This is a genomic window from Citrobacter sp. Cpo103, assembly GCF_030332605.1.
Lineage (GTDB): Bacteria > Pseudomonadota > Gammaproteobacteria > Enterobacterales > Enterobacteriaceae > Citrobacter > Citrobacter portucalensis.
In genome coordinates, this window is sequence record NZ_JAOWHO010000029.1 from 337537 (window position 1) to 359606 (window position 22070).

The 22070-nt window shown below is 53.0% G+C and carries 19 protein-coding genes; 16 read left to right on the top strand and 3 right to left on the bottom strand.

The annotated features are described in order from the left end of the window. Positions 1-16: 16 nt before the first annotated feature. Positions 17-2686, bottom strand: a complete 2670-nt coding sequence (rcsD, locus tag OGX89_RS10320; RefSeq protein WP_003834657.1) for a phosphotransferase RcsD — start codon at positions 2684-2686, stop codon at positions 17-19. A 737-nt stretch (positions 2687-3423) separates the two neighbouring features. Here rcsD and OGX89_RS10325 point away from each other — a divergent pair. From OGX89_RS10325 to mgtE, 6 genes are all read left to right on the top strand, one after another. Beyond that, on the top strand, positions 3424-4548 hold the full coding sequence (locus OGX89_RS10325; protein ID WP_003834654.1) for a porin OmpC: 1125 nt from the start codon (positions 3424-3426) through the stop codon (positions 4546-4548). 115 nt (positions 4549-4663) lie between these two features. Further along, a complete protein-coding gene (gene apbE, locus OGX89_RS10330; RefSeq protein WP_286560374.1) occupies positions 4664-5716 on the top strand; it encodes an FAD:protein FMN transferase ApbE in 1053 nt (350 codons plus the stop codon). 79 nt (positions 5717-5795) lie between these two features. Further along, the gene (ada, locus tag OGX89_RS10335) at positions 5796-6860 is read left to right on the top strand and encodes a bifunctional DNA-binding transcriptional regulator/O6-methylguanine-DNA methyltransferase Ada (protein ID WP_125112619.1); all 1065 of its coding nucleotides are present in this window, start codon (positions 5796-5798) and stop codon (positions 6858-6860) included. Then, on the top strand, positions 6860-7510 hold the full coding sequence (alkB, locus tag OGX89_RS10340; protein ID WP_003834647.1) for a DNA oxidative demethylase AlkB: 651 nt from the start codon (positions 6860-6862) through the stop codon (positions 7508-7510). The genes ada and alkB overlap by 1 nt, the downstream gene beginning before the upstream one ends. Positions 7511-7585: 75 nt before the next feature. Continuing rightward, positions 7586-9229 carry a multidrug ABC transporter permease/ATP-binding protein gene (locus tag OGX89_RS10345; RefSeq protein WP_003834645.1) on the top strand — a complete coding sequence of 548 codons (1644 nt, stop codon included), beginning with the start codon at positions 7586-7588 and terminating at the stop codon, positions 9227-9229. 105 nt (positions 9230-9334) lie between these two features. Then, on the top strand, positions 9335-10771 hold the full coding sequence (gene mgtE, locus OGX89_RS10350; protein ID WP_125112618.1) for a magnesium transporter: 1437 nt from the start codon (positions 9335-9337) through the stop codon (positions 10769-10771). Here the strand turns inward: mgtE and OGX89_RS10355 are convergent. After that, a complete protein-coding gene (locus OGX89_RS10355) occupies positions 10734-11981 on the bottom strand; it encodes a SulP family inorganic anion transporter (RefSeq protein WP_125112617.1) in 1248 nt (415 codons plus the stop codon). The two genes, mgtE and OGX89_RS10355, sit on opposite strands and share 38 nt — an antisense overlap. A gap of 278 nt (positions 11982-12259) precedes the next feature. On the opposite strand from OGX89_RS10355, the gene mqo reads away from it, so the two are divergent. Continuing rightward, positions 12260-13921 (top strand): malate dehydrogenase (quinone), encoded by a 1662-nt coding sequence (gene mqo, locus OGX89_RS10360; RefSeq protein WP_125112616.1) that lies wholly within the window; start codon positions 12260-12262, stop codon positions 13919-13921. Between the two features lie 96 nt (positions 13922-14017). Here the strand turns inward: mqo and eco are convergent, their stop codons facing one another. Further along, positions 14018-14515 (bottom strand): serine protease inhibitor ecotin, encoded by a 498-nt coding sequence (gene eco, locus OGX89_RS10365; RefSeq protein WP_032934607.1) that lies wholly within the window; start codon positions 14513-14515, stop codon positions 14018-14020. A gap of 413 nt (positions 14516-14928) precedes the next feature. On the opposite strand from eco, the gene napF reads away from it, so the two are divergent. From napF to ccmB, 9 genes are read left to right on the top strand one after another with little or no spacing between them, the layout of a single operon-like run. Continuing rightward, entirely contained in the window at positions 14929-15420 is a 492-nt protein-coding gene (napF, locus tag OGX89_RS10370; RefSeq protein ID WP_003834634.1) for a ferredoxin-type protein NapF, read from the top strand. Next, positions 15410-15673: a chaperone NapD gene (gene napD / locus OGX89_RS10375; protein WP_003834633.1), complete on the top strand. Its 264-nt coding sequence runs from the start codon at positions 15410-15412 to the stop codon at positions 15671-15673. Before napF ends, napD begins: the two co-directional genes overlap by 11 nt. Continuing rightward, positions 15670-18156 (top strand): nitrate reductase catalytic subunit NapA, encoded by a 2487-nt coding sequence (napA, locus tag OGX89_RS10380; protein ID WP_125112615.1) that lies wholly within the window; start codon positions 15670-15672, stop codon positions 18154-18156. The genes napD and napA overlap by 4 nt, the downstream gene beginning before the upstream one ends. A gap of 6 nt (positions 18157-18162) precedes the next feature. Further along, positions 18163-18858, top strand: a complete 696-nt coding sequence (gene napG / locus OGX89_RS10385) for a ferredoxin-type protein NapG (protein WP_003834629.1) — start codon at positions 18163-18165, stop codon at positions 18856-18858. After that, positions 18845-19708 (top strand): quinol dehydrogenase ferredoxin subunit NapH, encoded by an 864-nt coding sequence (gene napH / locus OGX89_RS10390; protein ID WP_125112614.1) that lies wholly within the window; start codon positions 18845-18847, stop codon positions 19706-19708. The genes napG and napH overlap by 14 nt, the downstream gene beginning before the upstream one ends. Next, the gene (napB, locus tag OGX89_RS10395; RefSeq protein WP_003834627.1) at positions 19705-20154 is read left to right on the top strand and encodes a nitrate reductase cytochrome c-type subunit; all 450 of its coding nucleotides are present in this window, start codon (positions 19705-19707) and stop codon (positions 20152-20154) included. Before napH ends, napB begins: the two co-directional genes overlap by 4 nt. A 9-nt stretch (positions 20155-20163) precedes the next feature. Then, the gene (gene napC / locus OGX89_RS10400) at positions 20164-20766 is read left to right on the top strand and encodes a cytochrome c-type protein NapC (RefSeq protein ID WP_003027548.1); all 603 of its coding nucleotides are present in this window, start codon (positions 20164-20166) and stop codon (positions 20764-20766) included. 20 nt (positions 20767-20786) lie between these two features. Beyond that, positions 20787-21407, top strand: a complete 621-nt coding sequence (gene ccmA / locus OGX89_RS10405) for a cytochrome c biogenesis heme-transporting ATPase CcmA (RefSeq protein WP_003834625.1) — start codon at positions 20787-20789, stop codon at positions 21405-21407. Beyond that, positions 21404-22063: a heme exporter protein CcmB gene (gene ccmB, locus OGX89_RS10410; protein WP_003027542.1), complete on the top strand. Its 660-nt coding sequence runs from the start codon at positions 21404-21406 to the stop codon at positions 22061-22063. The genes ccmA and ccmB overlap by 4 nt, the downstream gene beginning before the upstream one ends. The last annotated feature ends 7 nt before the right edge of the window (positions 22064-22070 follow it).

The following is a 22070-nucleotide window of genomic DNA, read 5'->3' on the forward strand; positions in this document are numbered from 1 at the left end:
GTATTGGGCTACCTTGCTACAGCAAGCTCTTGACGTAAACGTCAATGTCGCTGATGTATTTTTCTATACCTGGAGCATCTTTCTCTTGAATAAGATGTTCCAGCGCTTCACATAACTGCTTGCCGGGTACCAGATTAAGCATGGCAAACACGCCTTTCAGGCGATGGGCCGTTTGGGCTAATGCAGCGAAATCGCTGATAGCCGCCTCAGTATACAACCTCTTAACATCATCCGGTACTGTGTCTACAAAGAGTGCGTAGTAACCACTGGCATGAAGTTCGGCGTTTTCATCTCCGCCGAGGGGGAGTTCCTGGAACTCTTCTTGTGCCAGCTGCTCTTCAATCAGCTCAAGGACAGCTTCCTGCATAGCATTGCTCATATTAAAGTTGACGCGCAGCTGACCGGGGCCAATTTTCCGTACGCCAGACTCATCATCGCTTAAAAGCAAGCCCGAGGCAGTAAGATTAGACGGATTATCTGTTAAAAAGAGATCATATTCTTGACTATTCAACCGTTCATCGGGCGTGATGCAGGTTGCTCCCCAGTTTTCCAGTTGACGTAATACAATGCTCCGTACGTCATTTGAGGTGACATCAACCATTACGCAGACGTCATCCAACAGGCGCTCTTCACTATCAGCATGTTGATCGTGCAGCGGCATTTTAACATGGACGATGTAACGTGTTCCAAGTTCTTCCCGTGCTTTAATATTCAGGTGTCCGCCAAGCTTGCGGGCTAACTGATCGCACAGCCAGAACGTCAGCGGGTTGGCTTTGCCATACCGATCGCCCTGCGTGTCATTAATGAATGGGAAATGGAGATTATCAACTTCATTTAATGTGACGCCTTCCCCGGTATCCAGAATGCGGAAGGTCAGGCGTTCGGCCTCCGACTCATCCTGGTCGACTTCCAGCGTGATTTTACCTATCTGCGTGGTGGTTACCGCATATTGGATCAACAGCAGCAAAATACGGCGCAAGGCATCGCGATCGCCACGGCGTTCGTCATGGGCGCTTAGGTGATTTTTAATCAGTAGCTGCAGCCCTTTACGCTTAATGGCCGGCAGAACTTCCGGAACCACGTCGTCAATTAATGCCTGCACGGAAAACAGTGTGGATTCACCTTTCCAGGCATCGTTCTCCAGCAGGTTGGCTAGCTGGATTTCGTCCACCATCCGCACCAGAACGTCGGCCTGATTGGCCAGTTTCAGGCTGTCTGGTGTATTGAGCGCGGCGGCATTAGCAGCCAGCGTTTTCGCGGGGTCTTTCAGCGCGTTGCCAATATTCTGCATAAAGGCCGCTCGGGCCTGCTGGTTTTTCTCATACAGCCGCTGCGCTTGTTTCAGCTTCTTATTGACCAGCACCTCGCGGTCCTGGTCACGAATGATAAAGATCTGCGTTCTCGGGGAGATCTGGCTGCGAAACAGTCTGATTTCATACAGTTCATTATTGATGGTGGCCTGAATCACTCCCTGATGCTGCTCTGCCATATTGGTAATATTTTGCAGATTTAAATGCGGCAGCAGGTGGTCGGCAATTTTATTGCTGATAACCGTGCGGTTTGCTTCCTGATCGTGTACCAGTAATCCCAGCGGCAGAAGGGAAACAATCTCTTCATTGATTGCGCGCAGAACACGCAACTCATTATTTGCCGCAAGATTTGGCGCCACCTGGGTAGAACGGGCAGGGAGGTGGCGAAAGGTGGTATAGCCAAACAGCGCCAGAGCCAGTAACGCAATGTTCAGCAAAAGCGGTAGCAGAATGCTTTGCAATGTGTCGAGTAGCAATGAGCCAAACGGAACCTGCCACACCAGCCGCATATCCGTTGAGTTTAGCGCCGAAGAGATCTCAATTTTACTGTTGTTGAAATTAATGCTGACGCTGTCAGGCGACTCTTTTTCATTCAGGTGCTCGGTCGTTGAGGTGGCATCAGGTTCCAGATGGAAACTGTCCAGCGGCATACCGGGCGGGATCAAGTCATTAATCGGCAGGTCAAAGGCGACAACCGTTGCCAGATGTCCTGGCTGATTAAAGGTCGTGCGTAGCGTGAAGTAATGCCCGTTCTGCCAGGCCAGACGGCGCAGTGAAGAGAAGCTTTCACGTTCATCTAGCGCATTAGCCTGTTGCAGCATCTCAGCGCGCCGGGAATCGACAATATTCCCAATCGTCGATTCTTTAAAACCAGAGGTCAGATCTTTCAGCGGTAACGTTGAGATTAGGATCAGGCTGTTGTCCTGGCCATTCAGGTAATACATTGACCATGGGACATTCTCCGCGCCCCACAACGTGTCCAGATACGTTGAAATGCGCTGGGTCATTTCCAATGTAGAACTGTCATGCGAGCCGAAAATCAGCGCCTCAGTCTTTCTGCGCGGCTTCTCAAGATAATAGACGTCTTGTTTCAGACGTGTTTCCTGCAGCCCTTCTGCACCCGGCGAACTGGTTGAGGCGGCAATATTGTCATAGATTTGCCAGGTCACGTATCGCCAGGTATCGACCCTTTTATGAATGGCATGGGTAATATCAACAATCTGATAGCTCTTATCTTTTAACCAGGTGTTGACGGCGCTCTGGACCATAACACCCATCATCACCAACAGCACAACGATCAGTAATAAGAAGAAACGGGTAATACTTCCTGGTAACAGGGAGAATCGGGTGGAAACCGTTGTGTCAGACTGACTCATTCGTGTTTATGACCTGTTAAACGACGCGAAAGATGAAGAGGCAGTATAAAGGGTAATGTATGAATTACCACACTTACACCGTGTCGCCTGGCTTGCATTTTTTACGCCTGATTTTGTTGCAGCCATTACGATGTAAAGGTGTACAGAAGATAAAGGCGGGTACAAATATTCGTACGGAATGTATACATTTAGCATTAAATAACAAGAAATTATTTATCAAACTTATATCTGATCGTGACGCCCGAGATAGTTAATAGTCGTTATAGTTTTGCATCGGTAGCACGGAAAGGTAAGTTTTGTGTAAAGAAGGGTAAAAAAAAACCGAACGCAGAGCATTCGGCTGAAATAGGGGTAAACAGACATTCATAAATGAATGACGGTAATAAATAAAGTTAATGATGATAGCGGGTCTATTTTAGTTGCGAGTGAAGATTTTGTTTTGTCATTCAGTGCTATAAGATTTTTTTGTGTAATGCATTGATTTTAAAGATCATTAAAATGATTCTTGATTATTTGTGCTTATTTTGTCTGTTTTTTGATTTTAAAAAAGTTCCCTCATATTAATATTTTGAAACATCTATACCGATAAATGAAACACCTTAAAAGTTTTAGTATCATATTCGTGTTGGATTATTCTGTGTTTTTGCGGAGAATGAAGTTGCCGACTGGTTAATGACCTTAATCAGTATGCAGTGGCATAAAAAAGCAATAAAGGCATATAACAGAGGGTTAATAACATGAAAGTTAAAGTACTGTCCCTCCTGGTACCAGCACTGCTGGTAGCAGGCGCAGCGAATGCGGCTGAAATTTATAACAAAGACGGCAACAAATTAGATCTGTACGGTAAAGTCGACGGTCTGCACTATTTCTCCGACAACAAAGGTGATGATGGTGACAAGACTTACATGCGTATCGGCTTCAAAGGCGAAACTCAGGTTAACGACCAACTGACCGGTTACGGCCAGTGGGAATACCAGATTCAGGGTAACCAGAGTGAAGCGAGCAACGACGCCTGGACGCGTGTGGCATTCGCGGGTCTTAAATTCGCTGATGCAGGTTCTTTCGACTACGGTCGTAACTATGGCGTGACATATGATGTAACGTCCTGGACCGACGTTCTGCCGGAGTTCGGCGGCGACACCTACGGTGCTGATAACTTCATGCAGCAGCGTGGTAACGGTTATGCGACCTACCGTAACACTGACTTCTTCGGATTGGTTGATGGCCTGAACTTTGCCCTGCAGTACCAGGGTAAAAACGGCAGCGTAAGCGGTGAAAACGTAGGTGGTCGTAGCCTGCTGACCCAGAATGGCGACGGTTACGGCGGATCTGTGACCTATGATATCGGCGCTGGCTTTGGTGTCGGTGGTGCTATCACGACGTCTAAACGTACTGCTGATCAGAATGCTGTTGGCGTGTACGGTAGCGGTGACCGTGCAACGGTTTATACCGGTGGTCTGAAATACGATGCTAACAACGTTTACCTGGCAGCACAGTACTCCCAGTCCTATAACGCAACCCGTTTCGGTACCTCTAATGGTAGCAACCCGACTGCTGCATATGGCTTCGCGGATAAAGCACAGAATTTTGAAGTTGTGGCACAGTACCAGTTCGATTTCGGTCTGCGTCCATCCGTCGCTTACCTGCAGTCAAAAGGTAAAGACATCAGCAATGGTTTCACCAACTACGGTGACCAGGATATCGTGAAATATGTTGATGTTGGCGCAACCTACTACTTCAACAAAAATATGTCTACCTATGTTGATTACAAAATCAACCTGCTGGATGACAACAACTTCACCCGTGATGCTGGCATTGCTACCGATGACATCGTAGCGCTGGGTCTGGTTTACCAGTTCTAATCTGCGCTCATGTCGTTAAAAGGCCCTGCGGGGCCTTTTTTAATGTCGTTTTTCCGCCGTACAAACAACGATTTTTGGTGTACTCTTGCGCCCGTTCGCATGAGGATAATTACGTATGGAAATGAATTTTTATCGCGCAGCACTGCTGGCTGTGACCATCTTTTTTGTCGGGTGCGATGAGGCCTCGAAACCTGCTCAGACCACAACACCTGCCACCGTTCTGGAAGGTAAAACGATGGGCACTTTCTGGCGGGTCAGTATGGTAGGCGTAGATGCCAAACGCGCAAGGGAACTGCAGGCTAAGATCCAGACTCAGCTTGATGCCGATGATCAACTGCTCTCCACCTATAAAAACGATTCTGCGTTAATGCGCTTTAACCTGTCGAAAAGTCTGTCGCCGTGGCCGGTTAATGACGCTATGGCGGATATCGTGACTTCGGCGCTACGCATTGGTGCAAAAACCGATGGGGCCATGGATATCACCGTGGGGCCGTTAGTCAACCTGTGGGGCTTTGGCCCGGATCAGCAGCCGTTGCATATTCCCACCCAGGGGCAAATGGACGCTGCAAAAGCGCAAACCGGGCTTTCTCATCTGAAAGTCGTGAATGAAGCGCATCAGAACTACCTGCAAAAAGACTTGCCGGATCTGTATGTTGATCTCTCAACCGTTGGCGAAGGGTACGCCGCCGATCATCTGGCTCGATTGATGGAGCAAGAGGGGATCGCCCGTTATCTGGTTTCCGTTGGTGGTGCGCTGAACAGCAGGGGAATGAATGCTGAAGGGCATCCGTGGCGAGTGGCAATCCAGAAACCCACCGATCGTGAAAACGCGGTGCAGGCGATTGTCGACATTAATGGGCATGGCATTAGCACCTCCGGCAGCTACCGGAACTATTATGAGCTGGACGGTAAGCGCCTTTCCCATGTTATCGACCCGCAAACCGGTCGCCCGATCGAACATAATCTGGTATCCGTAACGGTGATTGCGCCAACGGCGCTGGAAGCCGATGGCTGGGATACAGGATTGATGGTGCTCGGCCCGGAAAAGGCCAAAGAAGTCGTGCGTCGTGAAGGGCTGGCGGTCTATATGATTGTGAAAGAGGGTGAGGGGTTTAAAACCTGGATGTCGCCGCAGTTTAATAGTTTTCTGGTCAGCGAAAATAATTAAAAAGCAAGATTGCGGGTTTTTATGCCCGACGATGGGGACACACTGAGGCTAAGCGCTATGCTTAACAAAGGAGTCCGAAATGAAAAATCGTTTACGCATCACTGACGATGACCGTTGGCAGTCCGTTGTGGATCGCGACGTTGACGCCGATGGTCAGTTTGTTTTTGCCGTCCAGACTACCGGTATTTTCTGCCGTCCGTCCTGTCGGGCAAAACATGCGCTGCGCAAAAATGTCCGTTTTTTCGCCGATGCCCACCAGGCACAGGATGCCGGGTTTCGCCCCTGTAAGCGCTGCCAGCCGGATAAAGACAGCGCGCAACAACATCGGCTGGACAAAATTGCCCGCGCCTGTCAGTTGTTGGAGCAAGAGTCACCTCTTACGTTGGACGAGCTGGCACAGCAGGTGGCAATGAGCCCGTATCACTTGCATCGTCTGTTCAAAGCCACGACGGGCATGACCCCGAAAGTGTGGCAACAATCATGGCGTGCTCGCCGTCTGCGTGATGCCCTGGCGAAAGGTGTTCCGGTGACACAGGCGATTCTCAATGCCGGATTCCCCGACAGCAGCAGCTACTACCGCAAAGCCGATCAAGCATTAGGCATGACGGCAAAGCAATTTCGTAAAGGTGGCGACAACGTTTCTGTACGCTATACCCTCGCAGATTGCGCTCTGGGCCGTTGTCTGGTGGCGGAAAGCGAGCGGGGTATCTGCGCGATCTTGCTTGGCGATGATGACGCTACGTTGGTTGCGGATCTTCATGCGCTGTTTCCCGCCGCGCAGGATGTTCCTGCAGAGGCCAATTTTCAGCAGCGCGTGCGCGAAGTGATCGTCGCGATCAATTCGCGTGACGCGTCGCTATCGCTACCCCTGGATATCCGGGGCACCGCATTTCAGCAGCAGGTGTGGCAGGCGCTGCGCACAATTCCGTGCGGCGAAACAGTGAGCTACCAACAGCTGGCCAGTGCCATCGGCAAACCGAAGGCGGTGCGCGCGGTGGCCAGTGCCTGTGGGGCCAACAAACTGGCGATTGTTATCCCGTGTCACCGGGTGATCCGTGGCGATGGCGCACTTTCGGGCTACCGATGGGGTATTGCGCGCAAGGCGCAGTTACTGCAACGGGAAACTACTGGCGAGGAAACATAATGCTCGATCTCTTTGCGGATGCGAAACCCTGGCAGGAGCCGCTGGCGTCAGGTGCGGTTATTCTGCGACGTTTCGCTTTTGACTCTGCGCCCTCTTTACTGCAGGCGATAGCGGCTGTCGCCAGACAGTCGCCGTTTCGCCAGATGGTGACGCCCGGCGGCTATACAATGTCGGTGGCGATGACCAACTGCGGCCATCTGGGCTGGACGACGGATCAGCATGGCTATCTTTATTCTCCGTTTGATCCACTCACCGGCACGCACTGGCCGCCACTGCCGGATGCGTTCGCTGATCTGTGCCAACAGGCGGCGACGGCGGCGGGCTATGCTGATTTTCAACCCGATGCCTGCCTGATTAACCGCTACACGCCAGGGGCAAAACTGTCCTTACATCAGGATAAAGACGAGCCCGACCTGCGGGCGCCGATTGTCTCTGTATCGCTGGGGCTACCAGCCATCTTTCAATTTGGCGGCTTGCGCCGTAATGACCCTTTAAAGCGTTTACTGCTGGAACACGGCGATGTCGTGGTGTGGGGCGGTAATTCGCGGCTGTTTTATCATGGGATCCAGCCGCTTAAAACAGGGTATCACCCATTAACCGGAGACTGTCGTTACAACCTGACGTTTCGTCTGGCGGGTAAAAAAGAATAAAAATAAGAATTATTATTGCTGTCAGCGAAGAGATGTTTAAACTGCGGGCTGTTATTACTTGTCCGGGTTGTGTGCATGGAACTTTTACTTCTTGTCTGGCGGCAGTATCGCTGGCCATTTATCAGCGTGATGGCGCTCAGCCTCGCCAGCGCCGCGTTGGGGATTGGGCTGATTGCGTTTATCAACCAGCGCTTGATCGAAACGGTCGACACCACGCTGATGGTGCTACCGGAGTTTCTTGGCCTGCTGCTGTTGTTGATGGTTGTTACCCTCGGTTCTCAGCTGGCGTTGACCACGCTGGGTCACCACTTTGTCTACCGCCTGCGTAGCGAATTTATCAAACGAATTCTGGATACTCACGTCGAGCGTATTGAACAGCTTGGCAGCGCCTCGTTGCTGGCCGGTTTAACCAGTGATATCCGCAACATCACCATCGCCTTTGTTCGTCTGCCTGAACTGGTACAGGGGATTATCCTGACCATCGGATCGGCGGCGTATCTGGCGATGCTGTCGACCAAAATGCTGCTGGTAACGGCAATCTGGATGGCAATCACCATCTGGGGCGGATTTGTGCTGGTGGCGCGGGTGTATAAACACATGGCCACCTTGCGCGAAACTGAAGACAAGTTGTACAACGATTATCAGACGGTGCTGGAAGGGCGCAAAGAGCTGACGCTTAACCGCGAGCGCGCCGAGCATATCTTTAATCAGATGTACGTCCCGGATGCCAAAGAGTATCGCCACCATATTATCCGTGCCGATACCTTCCACCTGAGCGCGGTTAACTGGTCGAACATTATGATGCTGGGTGCCATTGGCCTGGTGTTCTGGATGGCTAACAGTCTGGGATGGGCTGATACCGCCGTGGCAGCGACCTATTCTCTGACGCTGTTATTCCTGCGAACGCCGCTGCTCTCTGCCGTTGGCGCGCTGCCGACGCTGCTTACCGCGCAGGTGGCGTTCAACAAACTGAATAAATTCGCACTGGCACCTTTTAAGGCCGAATTCCCGCGCCCAACCGCGTTTCCCAACTGGCAAACGCTGGAGCTGCGCAACGTGGTTTTCCACTATCAGGATAATGCGTTTTCCGTAGGGCCGGTGAATCTGACGATTCATCGCGGTGAACTGATCTTCTTGATTGGCGGCAACGGTAGCGGGAAATCTACGCTGGCGATGTTACTGACCGGTCTATACCAGCCGCAGTCAGGCGAAATATTGCTTGATGGTAAGGCCGTTGCCGTTGAAAAACCGGAAGACTACCGCAAGCTATTCTCTGCCGTGTTTACCGACGTCTGGCTGTTCGACAAACTGCTGGGGCCGGAAGGTAAAGAGGCTAATCCGCAGCTGGTCGCGAAGTGGCTGGAACATCTGAAGATGGGTCATAAGCTGGAGCTGAGCGATGGTCGTATCCTCAATCTGAAGCTGTCGAAAGGGCAGAAGAAACGCGTGGCGCTGCTACTGGCCCTGGCGGAGGAGCGCGACATCATTCTGCTGGACGAATGGGCCGCCGATCAGGATCCCCATTTCCGCCGGGAGTTCTATCAGGTGCTATTGCCTTTGATGCAGGAAATGGGGAAAACCATTTTCGCCATCAGCCACGACGATCACTATTTTATTCACGCCGATCGTCTGCTGGAAATGCGTAACGGACAGTTGAGTGAACTGTTGGGCGATGAACGTGACGCCGCCTCGCGCGACGCGGTGGCTCGCACAGCCTGAACCTTCGTGCCGCCGGTTTTTTAGCCACCCGGCGGCACTGTTTATTGTTATTTACATAAATCGGCATCATGATTAATGATATTTCATATCATGGATTTATGATTAATGTCCGTAATAAACAAAAACAGCGCCAGACTGCGTGATGAAGAGCGTGCGCGCCTCATCTGGCTGCTGACCACTGATAAAGCCATTATTTCAACGCTGTTGGGCAAGCTTACCCTGGCTGAGCAATATGACGTCGGTACGTTAGCCGACGATATTGCTGAGGTAGGGGCGCTGGTGGCTCACCTGCCACCGCCTGACCTTGCCGATACCCTCGAAGCTTTGCCCTCAGAAGAGCGCCACGCCCTGTGGCGACTGGTCGAAAATGAAAAGCGCGGTAACGTCTTGCTTGAGGCGTCTGAAAACGTCTGGGACGACCTGATCGATGAGATGAGCGACCGCGAGCTGCTGGATGCGCTGCAATATCTCGATATTGATGAACAGATTTACCTTGTTCAACATTTGCCTCGTAACCTTACCGGTCGTCTGCTGGCGACGTTACCGGCAGAGGAGAGGACGCGCGTCCGCCAGGTGCTGCACTATGAGAAGAATAGCGTCGGCGCGATCATGGAGTTCGAGGTCATCACCGTGCGTCCGGACGTGACGCTGGAAGTGGTGCAACGCTACCTGCGGCGGCTGGGGAAAATGCCGGAGAACACCGATAAACTTTTCGTGACCGATCGCAATAAAGTGCTGGTTGGCGAACTGACGCTAACCTGCATTTTGCTCAATGATGTGCAGCGAAAAGTCAGCGAGGTGATGGAAAATGACCCGCTCACCTTTTCTCCTGAAGATATCGCCGAAAACGCTGCGCGTACCTTCGAACGCGACAACCTGGTTAGTGCCGCGGTGGTTGACCCTTCCGGTAAACTGATGGGCCGTTTAACCATCGATGAGATCGTCGATGTGGTCTATGAAGAAACCGACACCGATCTGCGTCGAATGGGGGGCTTAAGCGCCGAAGAGGACGTTTTTGCGCCTGTTACCAAAGCGGTAAAAACCCGCTGGGCGTGGTTGGCCGTTAACCTCTGTACCGCCTTTATCGCCTCGCGGGTGATCGACGGTTTTGAACATACGATTTCGCAACTGGTGGCGCTGGCCTCGTTGATGCCGATTGTGGCGGGTATCGGCGGCAATACCGGGAATCAAACTATCACTATGATCGTCCGCGCGCTGGCGCTGCAAAATATTCAGCCGGGGAACCTGACGTTTCTCATCCTGCGCGAGATGGGCGTGGCGCTAATCAATGGCCTCGTGTGGGGCGGGATTATGGGCGGCATTACCTGGTGGCTGTACGATGATATGGCGCTCGGTGGTGTGATGACTCTGGCGATGATGCTCAATCTACTGATGGCGGCGTTGATGGGGGTTATCATTCCGATGACGATGGTGAAGCTCGGGCGCGACCCGGCGGTCGGCTCGAGCGTCATGATAACCGCTATCACTGATACTGGTGGTTTCTTTATTTTTCTCGGTCTGGCAACGCTGTTTCTGATGTAGTCGCCCGTTTGCGTCTGACGATACGCGGCAGAATGAGCATCGTCATCACCCCGGCAACCACGCCAATCGCCAGGTTGCCGGTTGAGACCGTGGCAGCGACGGTCACCAGCATCACCAGCGTTTCAGTGACGGGGAGATTCCTCAGCGTAGCGGGCTGGATGCTGTGCCAACTGAAGGTTTTTACCGCCACAATCACCATAATACCTGCCAGCACCGACATGGGTATTTCTGCCATCACTTCGCTTAACCCAGTGACTAACAGGAGCAATACCAGTCCGGCGGCAACCGTCGAGACGCGGCTGCGTCCTTTGCCCATCTCGACGTTAACGATGGTTTGACCAATCATCGCGCACCCGGCGATGCCGCCATAAAATCCGGCCAGAATATTGGCTATCCCCAGCCCGGCACTCTCGCGATTCTTATTCGACGGCGTCATCGTCAGGTCATCCACCAGACGGGCGGTTAACAGCGACTCCATCAAACCAACAAAAGCGATACTCAGCGCGCAGGGCCAGATACTCGCCAGCGTTTGCAGGTTGAGCGGAACCAACAACTCGGTGAAACCCGGCAGGCCGCCGCTCATTGAACCTTCATCACCGACGGTCGGTAACAGTTGCCCGCTGGTGACAGTGAACACGGTTAGCAGCACGATGGCGATAAGCGGTGCGGGAATTGCTTTAATAAACCGCGGAACCCACAGCACAATCAGCAGCGTCAGGACAAACAGCCCCCAGATGAGCGGGCTTTTGCCCCAGAAATGCGGGACCTGGGCAAAGAAAATCAATATACCCAGCGCGTTAACAAAGCCGGTCATCACGGCCGTAGGGATGAATCGCATCAGACGTGCCATTCCCAATACACCAAACAGGATCTGAATCATCCCGGCCAGCACCACTGCAGGCAGGATGTATTGCACGCCGTGTTGATGCACCATCGGACCAATCACCAGCGCGACCGATCCTGCAGCGGCGGTAACCATTGCGGGACGACCGCCTAAAAAAGACATCGCCAGGCACAGTACGACGGAGGCGATCAGACTGACTTTAGGATCAACGCCTGCGATCACGGAAAACGAGATCACTTCCGGGATCAGCGCCAGGGCGGTTACCACACCGGCCAGCGTTTCGCGAACCAGCAGACGGGGTTGGCGGAGCACGGCACGGGTCGCGTGTTCAGCGACTGCGGCAGAAGAATGTTGAGTTGCAGACATAGTTACACTCAGGTCAAAAATGGCCTGATACAGCAGACCGACAGGCATCCGTGCGGTGAATAGCAAAGCGCAGCATAGTACCCGTCAGATGGACCGGTTTCCAGAAATGATTGTCAATAACCGCATAAACTATCAACGTATTAATAACATTTTTAAAAATTAAATATAATTTATAAACTTTATTTAATTATTTTTACTTAAGTGTTACCGTTGGTGCCGCTCGATTTTCACCTGCATTAAAAGCAAAAAAGCGATACTAAAAGTAAGGCATTAACATTATGAAAAAAGTGACTGCCATGCTCTTCACCATAGCCGTTGGGCTGAATGTTGTCTCGATGGCGGCAAAAGCGAAAGCGGCGGAAGAGCAGGAAACGGATGTACTGTTGATTGGCGGCGGCATCATGAGCGCCACGCTGGGAACCTATTTACAGGAGCTGGAGCCGCAATGGTCAATGACCATGGTTGAGCGACTGGATGGTGTAGCGCAGGAAAGCTCAAACGGCTGGAATAACGCCGGAACCGGCCACTCCGCACTGATGGAGCTGAACTACACGCCTAAAAAGGCCGACGGTAGCATCAGCATTGAAAAGGCAGTCGAAATTAACGAAGCCTTCCAGATTTCCCGCCAGTTTTGGGCCTATCAGGTCAATAATGGCGTAATGCATGAACCACGCTCGTTTATCACCACCGTTCCGCACATGAGTTTTGTCTGGGGTGACGAGAACGTGAACTTCCTGCGTGCCCGTTACACCGCACTGCAGCAGAGCACGCTGTTCCGTGGTATGCGCTATTCCGAAGACCACGCGCAGATCAAAGAGTGGGCGCCGCTGGTCATGGAAGGTCGCGATCCGCAGCAGAAAGTCGCAGCAACGCGTACCGAGATTGGTACTGACGTGAACTACGGCGAAATCACTCGCCAACTGATTACCTCATTGCAGAAAAAGCCCAACTTTGCACTGCAGTTGAGCACTGAAGTGCGTGGCTTTAAGCGTAATGCCGACAATAGCTGGACTGTCACAGTCGCCGATCTGAAAAATAACGAAGCGGAACATGATATCAAGGCGAAGTTTGTCTTTATCGGTGCCGGTGGCGCTGCGCTGAAGCTGTTGCAGGAAACCGATATTCCGGAAGCGAAAGGCTATGCTGGATTCCCGGTTGGCGGGCAGTTCCTGGTTGCAGAAAACCCGGATGTGGTCAATCGCCACCTGGCAAAAGTGTACGGCCAGGCCTCCGTTGGCGCGCCGCCGATGTCTGTACCGCATATCGATACCCGTATCCTTGATGGCAAGCGCGTTGTGCTGTTTGGGCCATTCGCGACATTCTCCACCAAGTTCCTGAAAAACGGTTCATTGTGGGATCTGCTCAGCTCGACCACCACCTCAAACTTTATGCCGATGGTCAACGTGGGTCTGGATAACTTCGATCTGGTGAAATATCTGGTGAGCCAGGTGATGCTCAGCGACGACGACCGTTTTGCTGCGCTGCAAGAGTACTATCCGCAGGCGAAAAAAGAAGACTGGCGTTTATGGCAGGCCGGCCAGCGTGTGCAGATCATCAAAAGCGATGCGGAGAAGGGCGGCGTGCTGCGTCTGGGCACTGAAGTCGTCAGCGATAAAGAAGGCACGATTGCTGCGCTGCTGGGAGCTTCTCCGGGCGCATCAACCGCGGCACCGATTATGCTGCATCTGATGGAAAAAGTGTTTAAAGATAAAGTAGCCAGCCCCGAGTGGCAGGCGAAGCTGAAAACCATTATTCCGTCTTATGGTACTAAGCTGAACGGTAACGTTGAGGCTACGGAACAAGAGCTGCAGTACACCAGTGAGGTTCTGGGTCTGAAATATGACAAGCCGCAGGTTGCTGATGAAGCGCCGAAACCACAGCTGAAACCTCAGGCACAACCGCAGCCTGAACAGAAAGCCGTCGCGGATATCGCGCTGTAAAATAAAATGCCGGATGGCGCTGCTGCGCTTATCCGGCATGGTTCATGCGTCTGTAGGCCGGATAAGGCGGTATGCCGCCATCCGGCACATTCTCACTTAGCGCGCGACTGCGTCCTGAATTTTGTCTTCCGCTTTCCAGATACGGTATTTAACGTCCACGTTTTCCGGGGTATAGACCACAATCGGCAACTTGCTGTTATAACGCAGCATACCGTCATCACCCAGATGCGCAGTAATGAATTTCTTCTCTTTCTTACCGTCCGGGCAGGCCATCATGGTTGAAACCGGAGACGTAACTTTGTCAAAGACATAGTAGTCATATCCCCAACCTTCCAGCGTTTTGCTGTCCAGTTCTCCGCCCAGGCGGTGTTGGTTACAGTCAACTTCCAGCGTTTGTCCGATCAGCAGTTCTACTTTCAGAGTAGATTCATCTTTCTCAGGGGTAAGCTGGATAACCTGGCGCTTCATACCCTTTTCCGCCTTAGGATAAGGGGCGACTTTTTCCAGCGGCTGAGCGGCGGTTTCGTTACTGGCAGCCCATGCAGAGGTGCTGGCAAAGGCGGCGAAAAGTACGGCAGGGACAATTGTCTTCATCTTATTGTTCACAGTGTTTCCTTTCTTCTGTCTTATGAACGAGTCTGTAGCAGGTTAACATATTTGGATAATCTATTAATCTGGATTTACTTATATTTAAAGTGTATTGGATAGAGGTTTACTATCAAGGTAGCGATATATTCCAGGAATTATCCTAATATTGAGATCTTTGTCTTTTTAAATAAATCGTTATATACATTGTTATATAACTCATTGAAATGTGAGCAAAAGCGCATTTTTTCCCGCCAACTCAACACTCTTTTGATCCGGCAACAGCATTTACCCCAATTGGGGTATGCACCTCTAACACATCCTGAAATATCTTACGGCTAAAAATAACTACTCATAAATAGTGCAGTTTTTTATGTCGTTCAACCCGCCGAGGGAGGGCGTCATTATGGAAGGACAATGTCATGGTTGATTTATCCCGTCGAGGCATGTTGACAGGCAGTTGGCGAAACGCCAGCGCAGGGATCCGTCCGCCGTGGAGCAAGGAAGACTCTCACTTTCTGGCTCATTGCCTCCGTTGTGACGTCTGCATCCAGGCGTGCGAAACCGACATCCTGCAGCGAGGCCAGGGTGGTTACCCGAGCGTAAATTTCAAACACGGCGAGTGCAGCTTTTGCTATGCCTGCGCAGAAGCCTGTCCCGAATCACTTTTTCTTCCGCGCCACACCAGGGCATGGGATCTGAATTTTACGATTGGGGAAAACTGTCTCGCACATCAGTCAGTTGAATGTCACCGCTGTCAGGATAGCTGTGAGCCCATGGCAATAACCTTTCGTCCCACGCTGTCCGGCATTTATCAGCCGCAGCTCGACAATCAGGACTGTAACGGATGTGGCGCCTGTGTCGCTATCTGCCCGGTATCAGCCATTAACGCGGAGTACAACCATGGACAATAACTGGCAGGTCTGCAGCCTGGTCGTTCAGGCCAAAAGCCAGCATATCAGCGATATCGCCACGCAGTTGCGTTCCTTTCCCGGTTGCGAAGTTGCACTCAGTGATGTGGAAAGTGGTCAGTTGATTGTGGTGGTAGAAGCTGAGCAAAGTGAAACGCTAATGAAAACAATTGAGTCAGTACGCAACGTTGCGGGCGTACTGGCGGTGTCGCTGGTTTATCACCAGCAGGATGAGCAAGGTGAGGAAACACCATGAAACTCAGTCGTCGTAGCTTTATGAAAGCTAACGCCGTTGCGGCCGCTGCGGCGGCTGCCGGGTTAAGCGTGCCGGGCGTTGCCCGCGCGGTAGTCGGTCAGCAAGAAGCCATCAAATGGGACAAAGCCCCGTGCCGTTTTTGCGGGACGGGCTGTGGCGTATTGGTCGGAACGCAGCAAGGGCGTGTTGTGGCATGCCAGGGCGATCCGGATGCGCCGGTTAACCGTGGGCTTAACTGCATCAAAGGTTACTTCCTGCCGAAAATCATGTACGGAAAAGACCGTTTAACGCAGCCGATGCTGCGCATGAAAGACGGCAAATATCACAAAGAAGGCGAGTTCACCCCGATTAGCTGGGACCAGGCCTTTGACGTGATGGAAGAGAAATTCAAAACGTCGATGAAAGAGAAAGGCCCGGAGTCTATCGGTATGTTCGGCTCTGGTCAGTGGACGATTTGGGAAGGTTATGCCGCTGCCAAATTGTTTAAAGCGGGTTTCCGTTCCAATAACATCGACCCGAACGCACGTCACTGCATGGCGTCAGCGGTAGTCGGCTTTATGCGTACCTTCGGCATGGATGAACCGATGGGCTGCTATGACGATATCGAACATGCGGATGCCTTCGTCTTGTGGGGCGCGAATATGGCGGAGATGCACCCGATCCTGTGGTCGCGCATCACCAACCGTCGTCTGTCCGATCCTAATGTTAACGTCGCGGTTCTCTCCACCTTCCAGCACCGCAGCTTTGAGCTGGCGGATAACGGTATGGTCTTCACACCGCAAACCGATCTGGTGATCCTCAACTACATCGCGAACTACATCATTCAAAACAATGCGATTAACCAGGATTTCTTTAGCAAGCACGTTAACCTGCGTAAAGGCGTGACGGACATCGGCTACGGTCTGCGTCCAACCCATCCGCTGGAAAAAGCGGCGAAAAACCCGGGATCCGATGCCTCTGAACCGATGAGTTTTGAGGATTACAAAGCCTTCGTTGCTGAGTACACGCTGGATAAAACGGCCGAAATGACCGGCGTACCGAAAGATCAGCTGGAACAGCTGGCGCAGCTGTATGCCGATCCGAAGAAAAAAGTTATCTCCTACTGGACGATGGGCTTTAACCAGCACACCCGCGGCGTGTGGGCCAACAACCTGGTCTATAACCTGCACCTGCTGACTGGCAAAATCTCCCAGCCAGGCTGCGGCCCGTTCTCTCTGACCGGCCAGCCTTCCGCGTGCGGCACTGCGCGTGAAGTCGGTACGTTCTCTCACCGTCTGCCTGCGGACATGGTGGTGACGAACGAAAAACACCGCGATATCTGCGAGAAGCACTGGAACATTCCGTCAGGGACCATTCCGGCAAAAGTTGGTCTGCACGCCGTGGCGCAAGACCGCGCGCTGAAAGATGGCAAGCTCAATGTCTACTGGGCGATGTGTACCAACAACATGCAAGCTGGTCCGAACATCAACGAAGAGCGTATGCCGGGCTGGCGCGATCCGCGCAACTTCATCATCGTCTCCGATCCGTACCCGACGATCAGCGCCCTGTCGGCTGACCTGATCCTGCCGACCGCGATGTGGGTAGAGAAAGAAGGCGCCTACGGGAACGCGGAACGCCGTACGCAGTTCTGGCGTCAGCAAATTAAAGCGCCGGGCGAATCGAAATCGGATCTGTGGCAACTGGTGCAATTTTCTCGTCGCTTCAAAACAGAAGAAGTGTGGCCGGAAGAGCTGCTGGCACAAAAACCGGAACTGCGTGGCAAAACGCTGTATGACGTGCTGTTTGCTACGCCAGCAGTAACGAAATTCCCAGTTACTGAACTGGCTGAAGATCAACTGAACGATGAATCCCGTGAGCTGGGCTTTTACCTGCAAAAAGGGTTGTTCGAAGAGTACGCCTGGTTTGGCCGCGGCCACGGGCACGACCTTGCGCCATTTGACGATTACCACAAAGCGCGCGGTTTACGCTGGCCGGTCGTTGAGGGTAAAGAGACCCAGTGGCGCTACAGCGAAGGCAACGACCCTTACGTGAAAGCAGGTGAAAACTACAAGTTCTACGGTAAACCGGACGGTAAAGCGGTTATCTTCGCGCTGCCATTTGAGCCTGCTGCTGAAGCGCCGGATAAAGAATATGACCTGTGGCTGTCTACCGGACGTGTGCTGGAACACTGGCATACCGGCAGTATGACGCGTCGTGTGCCTGAACTACACCGTGCTTTCCCGGAAGCCGTGCTGTTTATCCACCCGCTGGATGCAAAAGCACGCGATCTGCGCCGTGGCGATAAGGTCAAAGTGATTTCCCGTCGTGGCGAAGTGATTTCGATTGTTGAAACACGCGGTCGTAACCGTCCGCCGCAGGGGCTGGTGTACATGCCGTTCTTCGACGCCGCACAGCTGGTGAACAACCTGACGCTGGATGCGACGGATCCGCTCTCCAAAGAGACGGATTTCAAGAAGTGCGCCGTGAAACTGGCGAAGGTGTAACGCGTTATGTCCCGGTCAGCAAAACCCCAAAATGGCCGCCGCCGCTTTCTGCGCGATATGGTTCGCGCAGCGGGCGGGCTGGCCGTCGTTGGCGTGGCGCTGGGGTTGCAACAACAAACCGCACGCGCAACCGGCGTGCGGTTGCGCCCGCCAGGTGCACTGAGCGAGGAGGCATTCGCCAGCGCCTGCGTACGTTGCGGTCAGTGCGTTCAGGCGTGTCCGTATGACACGCTGAAACTGGCAACGTTGGCCTCCGGGCTGGCGGCCGGTACGCCGTATTTTGTCGCCCGTGATATTCCCTGCGAAATGTGTGAGGACATTCCGTGCGCCAAAGTCTGCCCGAGCGGCGCGTTGGACAGGGAAATTGAATCCATTGACGATTCGCGTATGGGGCTGGCGGTACTGCTGGATCACGAAAACTGCCTCAACTATCAGGGATTACGCTGCGACGTTTGCTATCGCGAGTGCCCGAAAATTGATGAGGCGATCACCCTGGAGCTGGACCGCAATATGCGTACCGGCAAGCATGCGCGGTTTATTCCGACCGTGCACAGCGATGCCTGTACCGGCTGTGGGAAATGCGAAAAAGTCTGCGTACTGGAACAGCCAGCAATAAAAGTGCTGCCGCTGTCGCTGGCGAAAGGGGAGTTAGGACACCATTACCGCTTCGGTTGGCTGGAGGGGAACAATGGCAAATCGTAAACGTGATGCCGGGCGTGAAGCGCAGGCAAAAAAAGGATGGTGGAAGAGTCATCGCTGGCTGCTGCTGCGTCGTTTGAGTCAATTTCTGATACTGGCGATGTTCCTCAGCGGCCCATGTCTTGGCGTGTGGATCCTGCATGGCAACTACAGTAGCAGCCTGTTGCTGGACGCTATCCCGTTCACCGATCCGCTGATTACTCTGCAAAGCCTGGCCAGCGGGCATCTGCCGGCGACGGTGGCGTTAACGGGGGCGGCTATCATCACGGTGCTGTATGCCCTGGCCGGTAAGCGACTGTTTTGCAGTTGGGTTTGTCCCATGAACCCGGTTACCGATTTAGCCAGTTGGTTGCGCAGAAGGTTTGACCTGAATCAGTCCGCAACCCTGCCGCGCCATATACGGTACGTCCTGCTGGTGGTTATCCTGGTCGGTTCCGCCCTGACCGGTACGCTGTTGTGGGAGTGGATAAATCCAGTCTCTCTGCTTGGACGGAGCCTGGTAATGGGATTCGGTAGCGGAGCGCTGCTGATCCTCGCGCTGTTTTTATTTGATTTACTGGTCGTTGAGCATGGCTGGTGCGGGCATCTTTGCCCACTGGGTGCGCTGTATAGCGTGGTGGGAAGCAAAGGGGCATTAACCGTTTCGGCAAAAGAACGTAACAGATGTAACCGCTGTATGGATTGTTTTCATGTTTGCCCGGAACCGCATGTGCTACGTGCGCCGGTGCTGGATGAGCAAAGTCCGGTGCAGGTAACCAGCCGCGATTGCATGGCCTGCGGTCGTTGCGTGGATGTCTGTTCTGAGGATGTTTTTACAATAACAACACGATGGAGTTCGGGAGCGAAATCATGAAAAGCCATGACCTGATTAAGACGCTGTGTCAATGGACGGCCCTGCTTGCCCTGGTCGTCAGTGGGGCCGTTTGGGCTGCAAATGGAGTGGATCTGAGCCAGTCACCGGAAGTCTCAGGAACACAGGAAGGGGCGATTCGCATGCCGAAAGAGCAAGAGCGCATGCCGCTGAACTATGTGAATCAGCCGCCGATGGTTCCGCATAGCGTTGAAGGGTATCAGGTGACGACTAACACTAACCGCTGCCTGCAATGCCACGGTGTGGAAAGCTATCGCACCACCGGTGCGCCGCGAATCAGTCCGACGCACTTTATGGACAGCGACGGTAAGGTATTGGCTGAAGTTGCGCCGCGTCGTTATTTCTGCCTGCAATGTCACGTTCCGCAGGCTGACGCCGCGCCGATTGTTGAAAATACCTTCACCCCCTCGAAAGGTTACGGGAAATAAGAGGTCATTATGGAAAATTCTAACCGTAAACCAGGCTGGATTAAGCGCGTCTGGCAATGGTGGCGTCGCCCCAGCCGTCTGGCGCTCGGCACGCTGTTGTTAATCGGCTTTGTGGGCGGCATTATTTTCTGGGGCGGCTTTAATACCGGTATGGAAAAGGCCAATACAGAAGAGTTCTGCATTAGCTGTCACGAAATGCGCAATACGGTATACCAGGAATACATGGAAACCGTACACTACAACAACCGCAGTGGTGTGCGAGCGACTTGCCCTGATTGCCACGTCCCGCATGAGTGGGGCCCGAAAATGATTCGTAAGATCAAGGCCAGTAAAGAGCTGTACGCGAAAGCACTGGGGCTGATAGATACACCGCAGAAATTTGAAGATCATCGTCTGACGATGGCGCAAAATGAGTGGCGGCGTATGAAAGATAATAATTCGCAAGAGTGCCGAAACTGTCACAACTTCGAGTTTATGGATTTAACTGCCCAGAAAGGCGTTGCGGCCAAAATGCACGACCAGGCCGTGAAAGACGGGCAAACCTGTATTGACTGTCATAAAGGGATAGCGCACAAACTGCCTGATATGCGCGAAGTCAAACCGGGCTTTTAACAGGATGTAGATAACCAGGTATGCTTGAAGCCAGAGAATTACTTTGCGAGCGGGATGACAGAATACTGTTCAGCAATCTGTCATTTCGCGTCAACGCAGGGGAATGGGTACAAATTACCGGCAGCAACGGCGCAGGGAAAACTACTCTGCTGCGGTTGCTTACCGGGCTGGCGCGTCCCGATGCAGGGGAGGTTTGCTGGCAAGAGCAGCCGCTGCATCACGTGCGGGACAACTACCATCAGCAACTGCTGTGGATCGGACATCAGCCGGGGATAAAAACCCGGCTTTCGGCGTTGGAGAACCTGCGTTTCTTCCATCATGACGGCGACATTGCACAGTGTCTGGCTGCGCTGGCGCAGGCGGGACTTGCCGGATATGAAGATATCCCGGTGAACCAGCTCTCCGCCGGACAACAGCGGCGTGTGGCGCTGGCCCGTTTGTGGCTGACCCGCGCCCGGCTGTGGATCCTCGATGAACCCTTTACCGCCATTGATGTGAACGGCGTTGAGCGACTGACTCAGCGTATGGCGCAGCATACAGAGCAGGGTGGTATTGTTATTCTCACCACCCACCAACCGCTCAATGTCGAAACCGATAAAGTGCGACGTATTGCGCTGACCAGCGAGAGGGTAACGCAATGATGTGGCGAATCTTCCGTTTAGAACTGCGAGTTGCGTTTCGTCATAGTGCGGAAATCGCCAATCCTTTATGGTTCTTCCTGATTGTTATTACGCTGTTCCCCCTGAGCATTGGGCCGGAGCCGCAGCTACTGGCGCGCATTGCGCCGGGCATCATTTGGGTTGCGGCGCTGCTGGCATCATTGCTGGCGCTGGAACGCCTGTTTCGTGATGATCTGCAGGACGGCAGCCTTGAGCAACTGATGCTGCTGCCGTTACCGCTACCGGCCGTGGTGCTGGCGAAAGTGATGGCGCACTGGGTCGTGACCGGCCTGCCGCTGTTGATCCTCTCGCCGTTGGTGGCGCTGCTGCTGGGCATGGATATGTACGGCTGGAAAATTATGGCGCTGACGTTGTTACTCGGCACGCCGACGCTGGGCTTCCTCGGTGCGCCGGGTGTGGGGTTGACGGTGGGCTTAAAGCGCGGCGGCGTGTTGTTAAGCGTGCTGGTGCTCCCGCTCACCATACCCTTACTGATTTTTGCAACCGCCGCGATGGATGCGGCTTCTATGCACTTACCGGTTGAAGGGTACATGGCAATTCTGGGTGCGTTGCTGGTCGGCAGCGCCACGTTAAGCCCGTTTGCCACAGCCGCTGCGTTACGGATAAGCGTGCAGTAACGAGAAT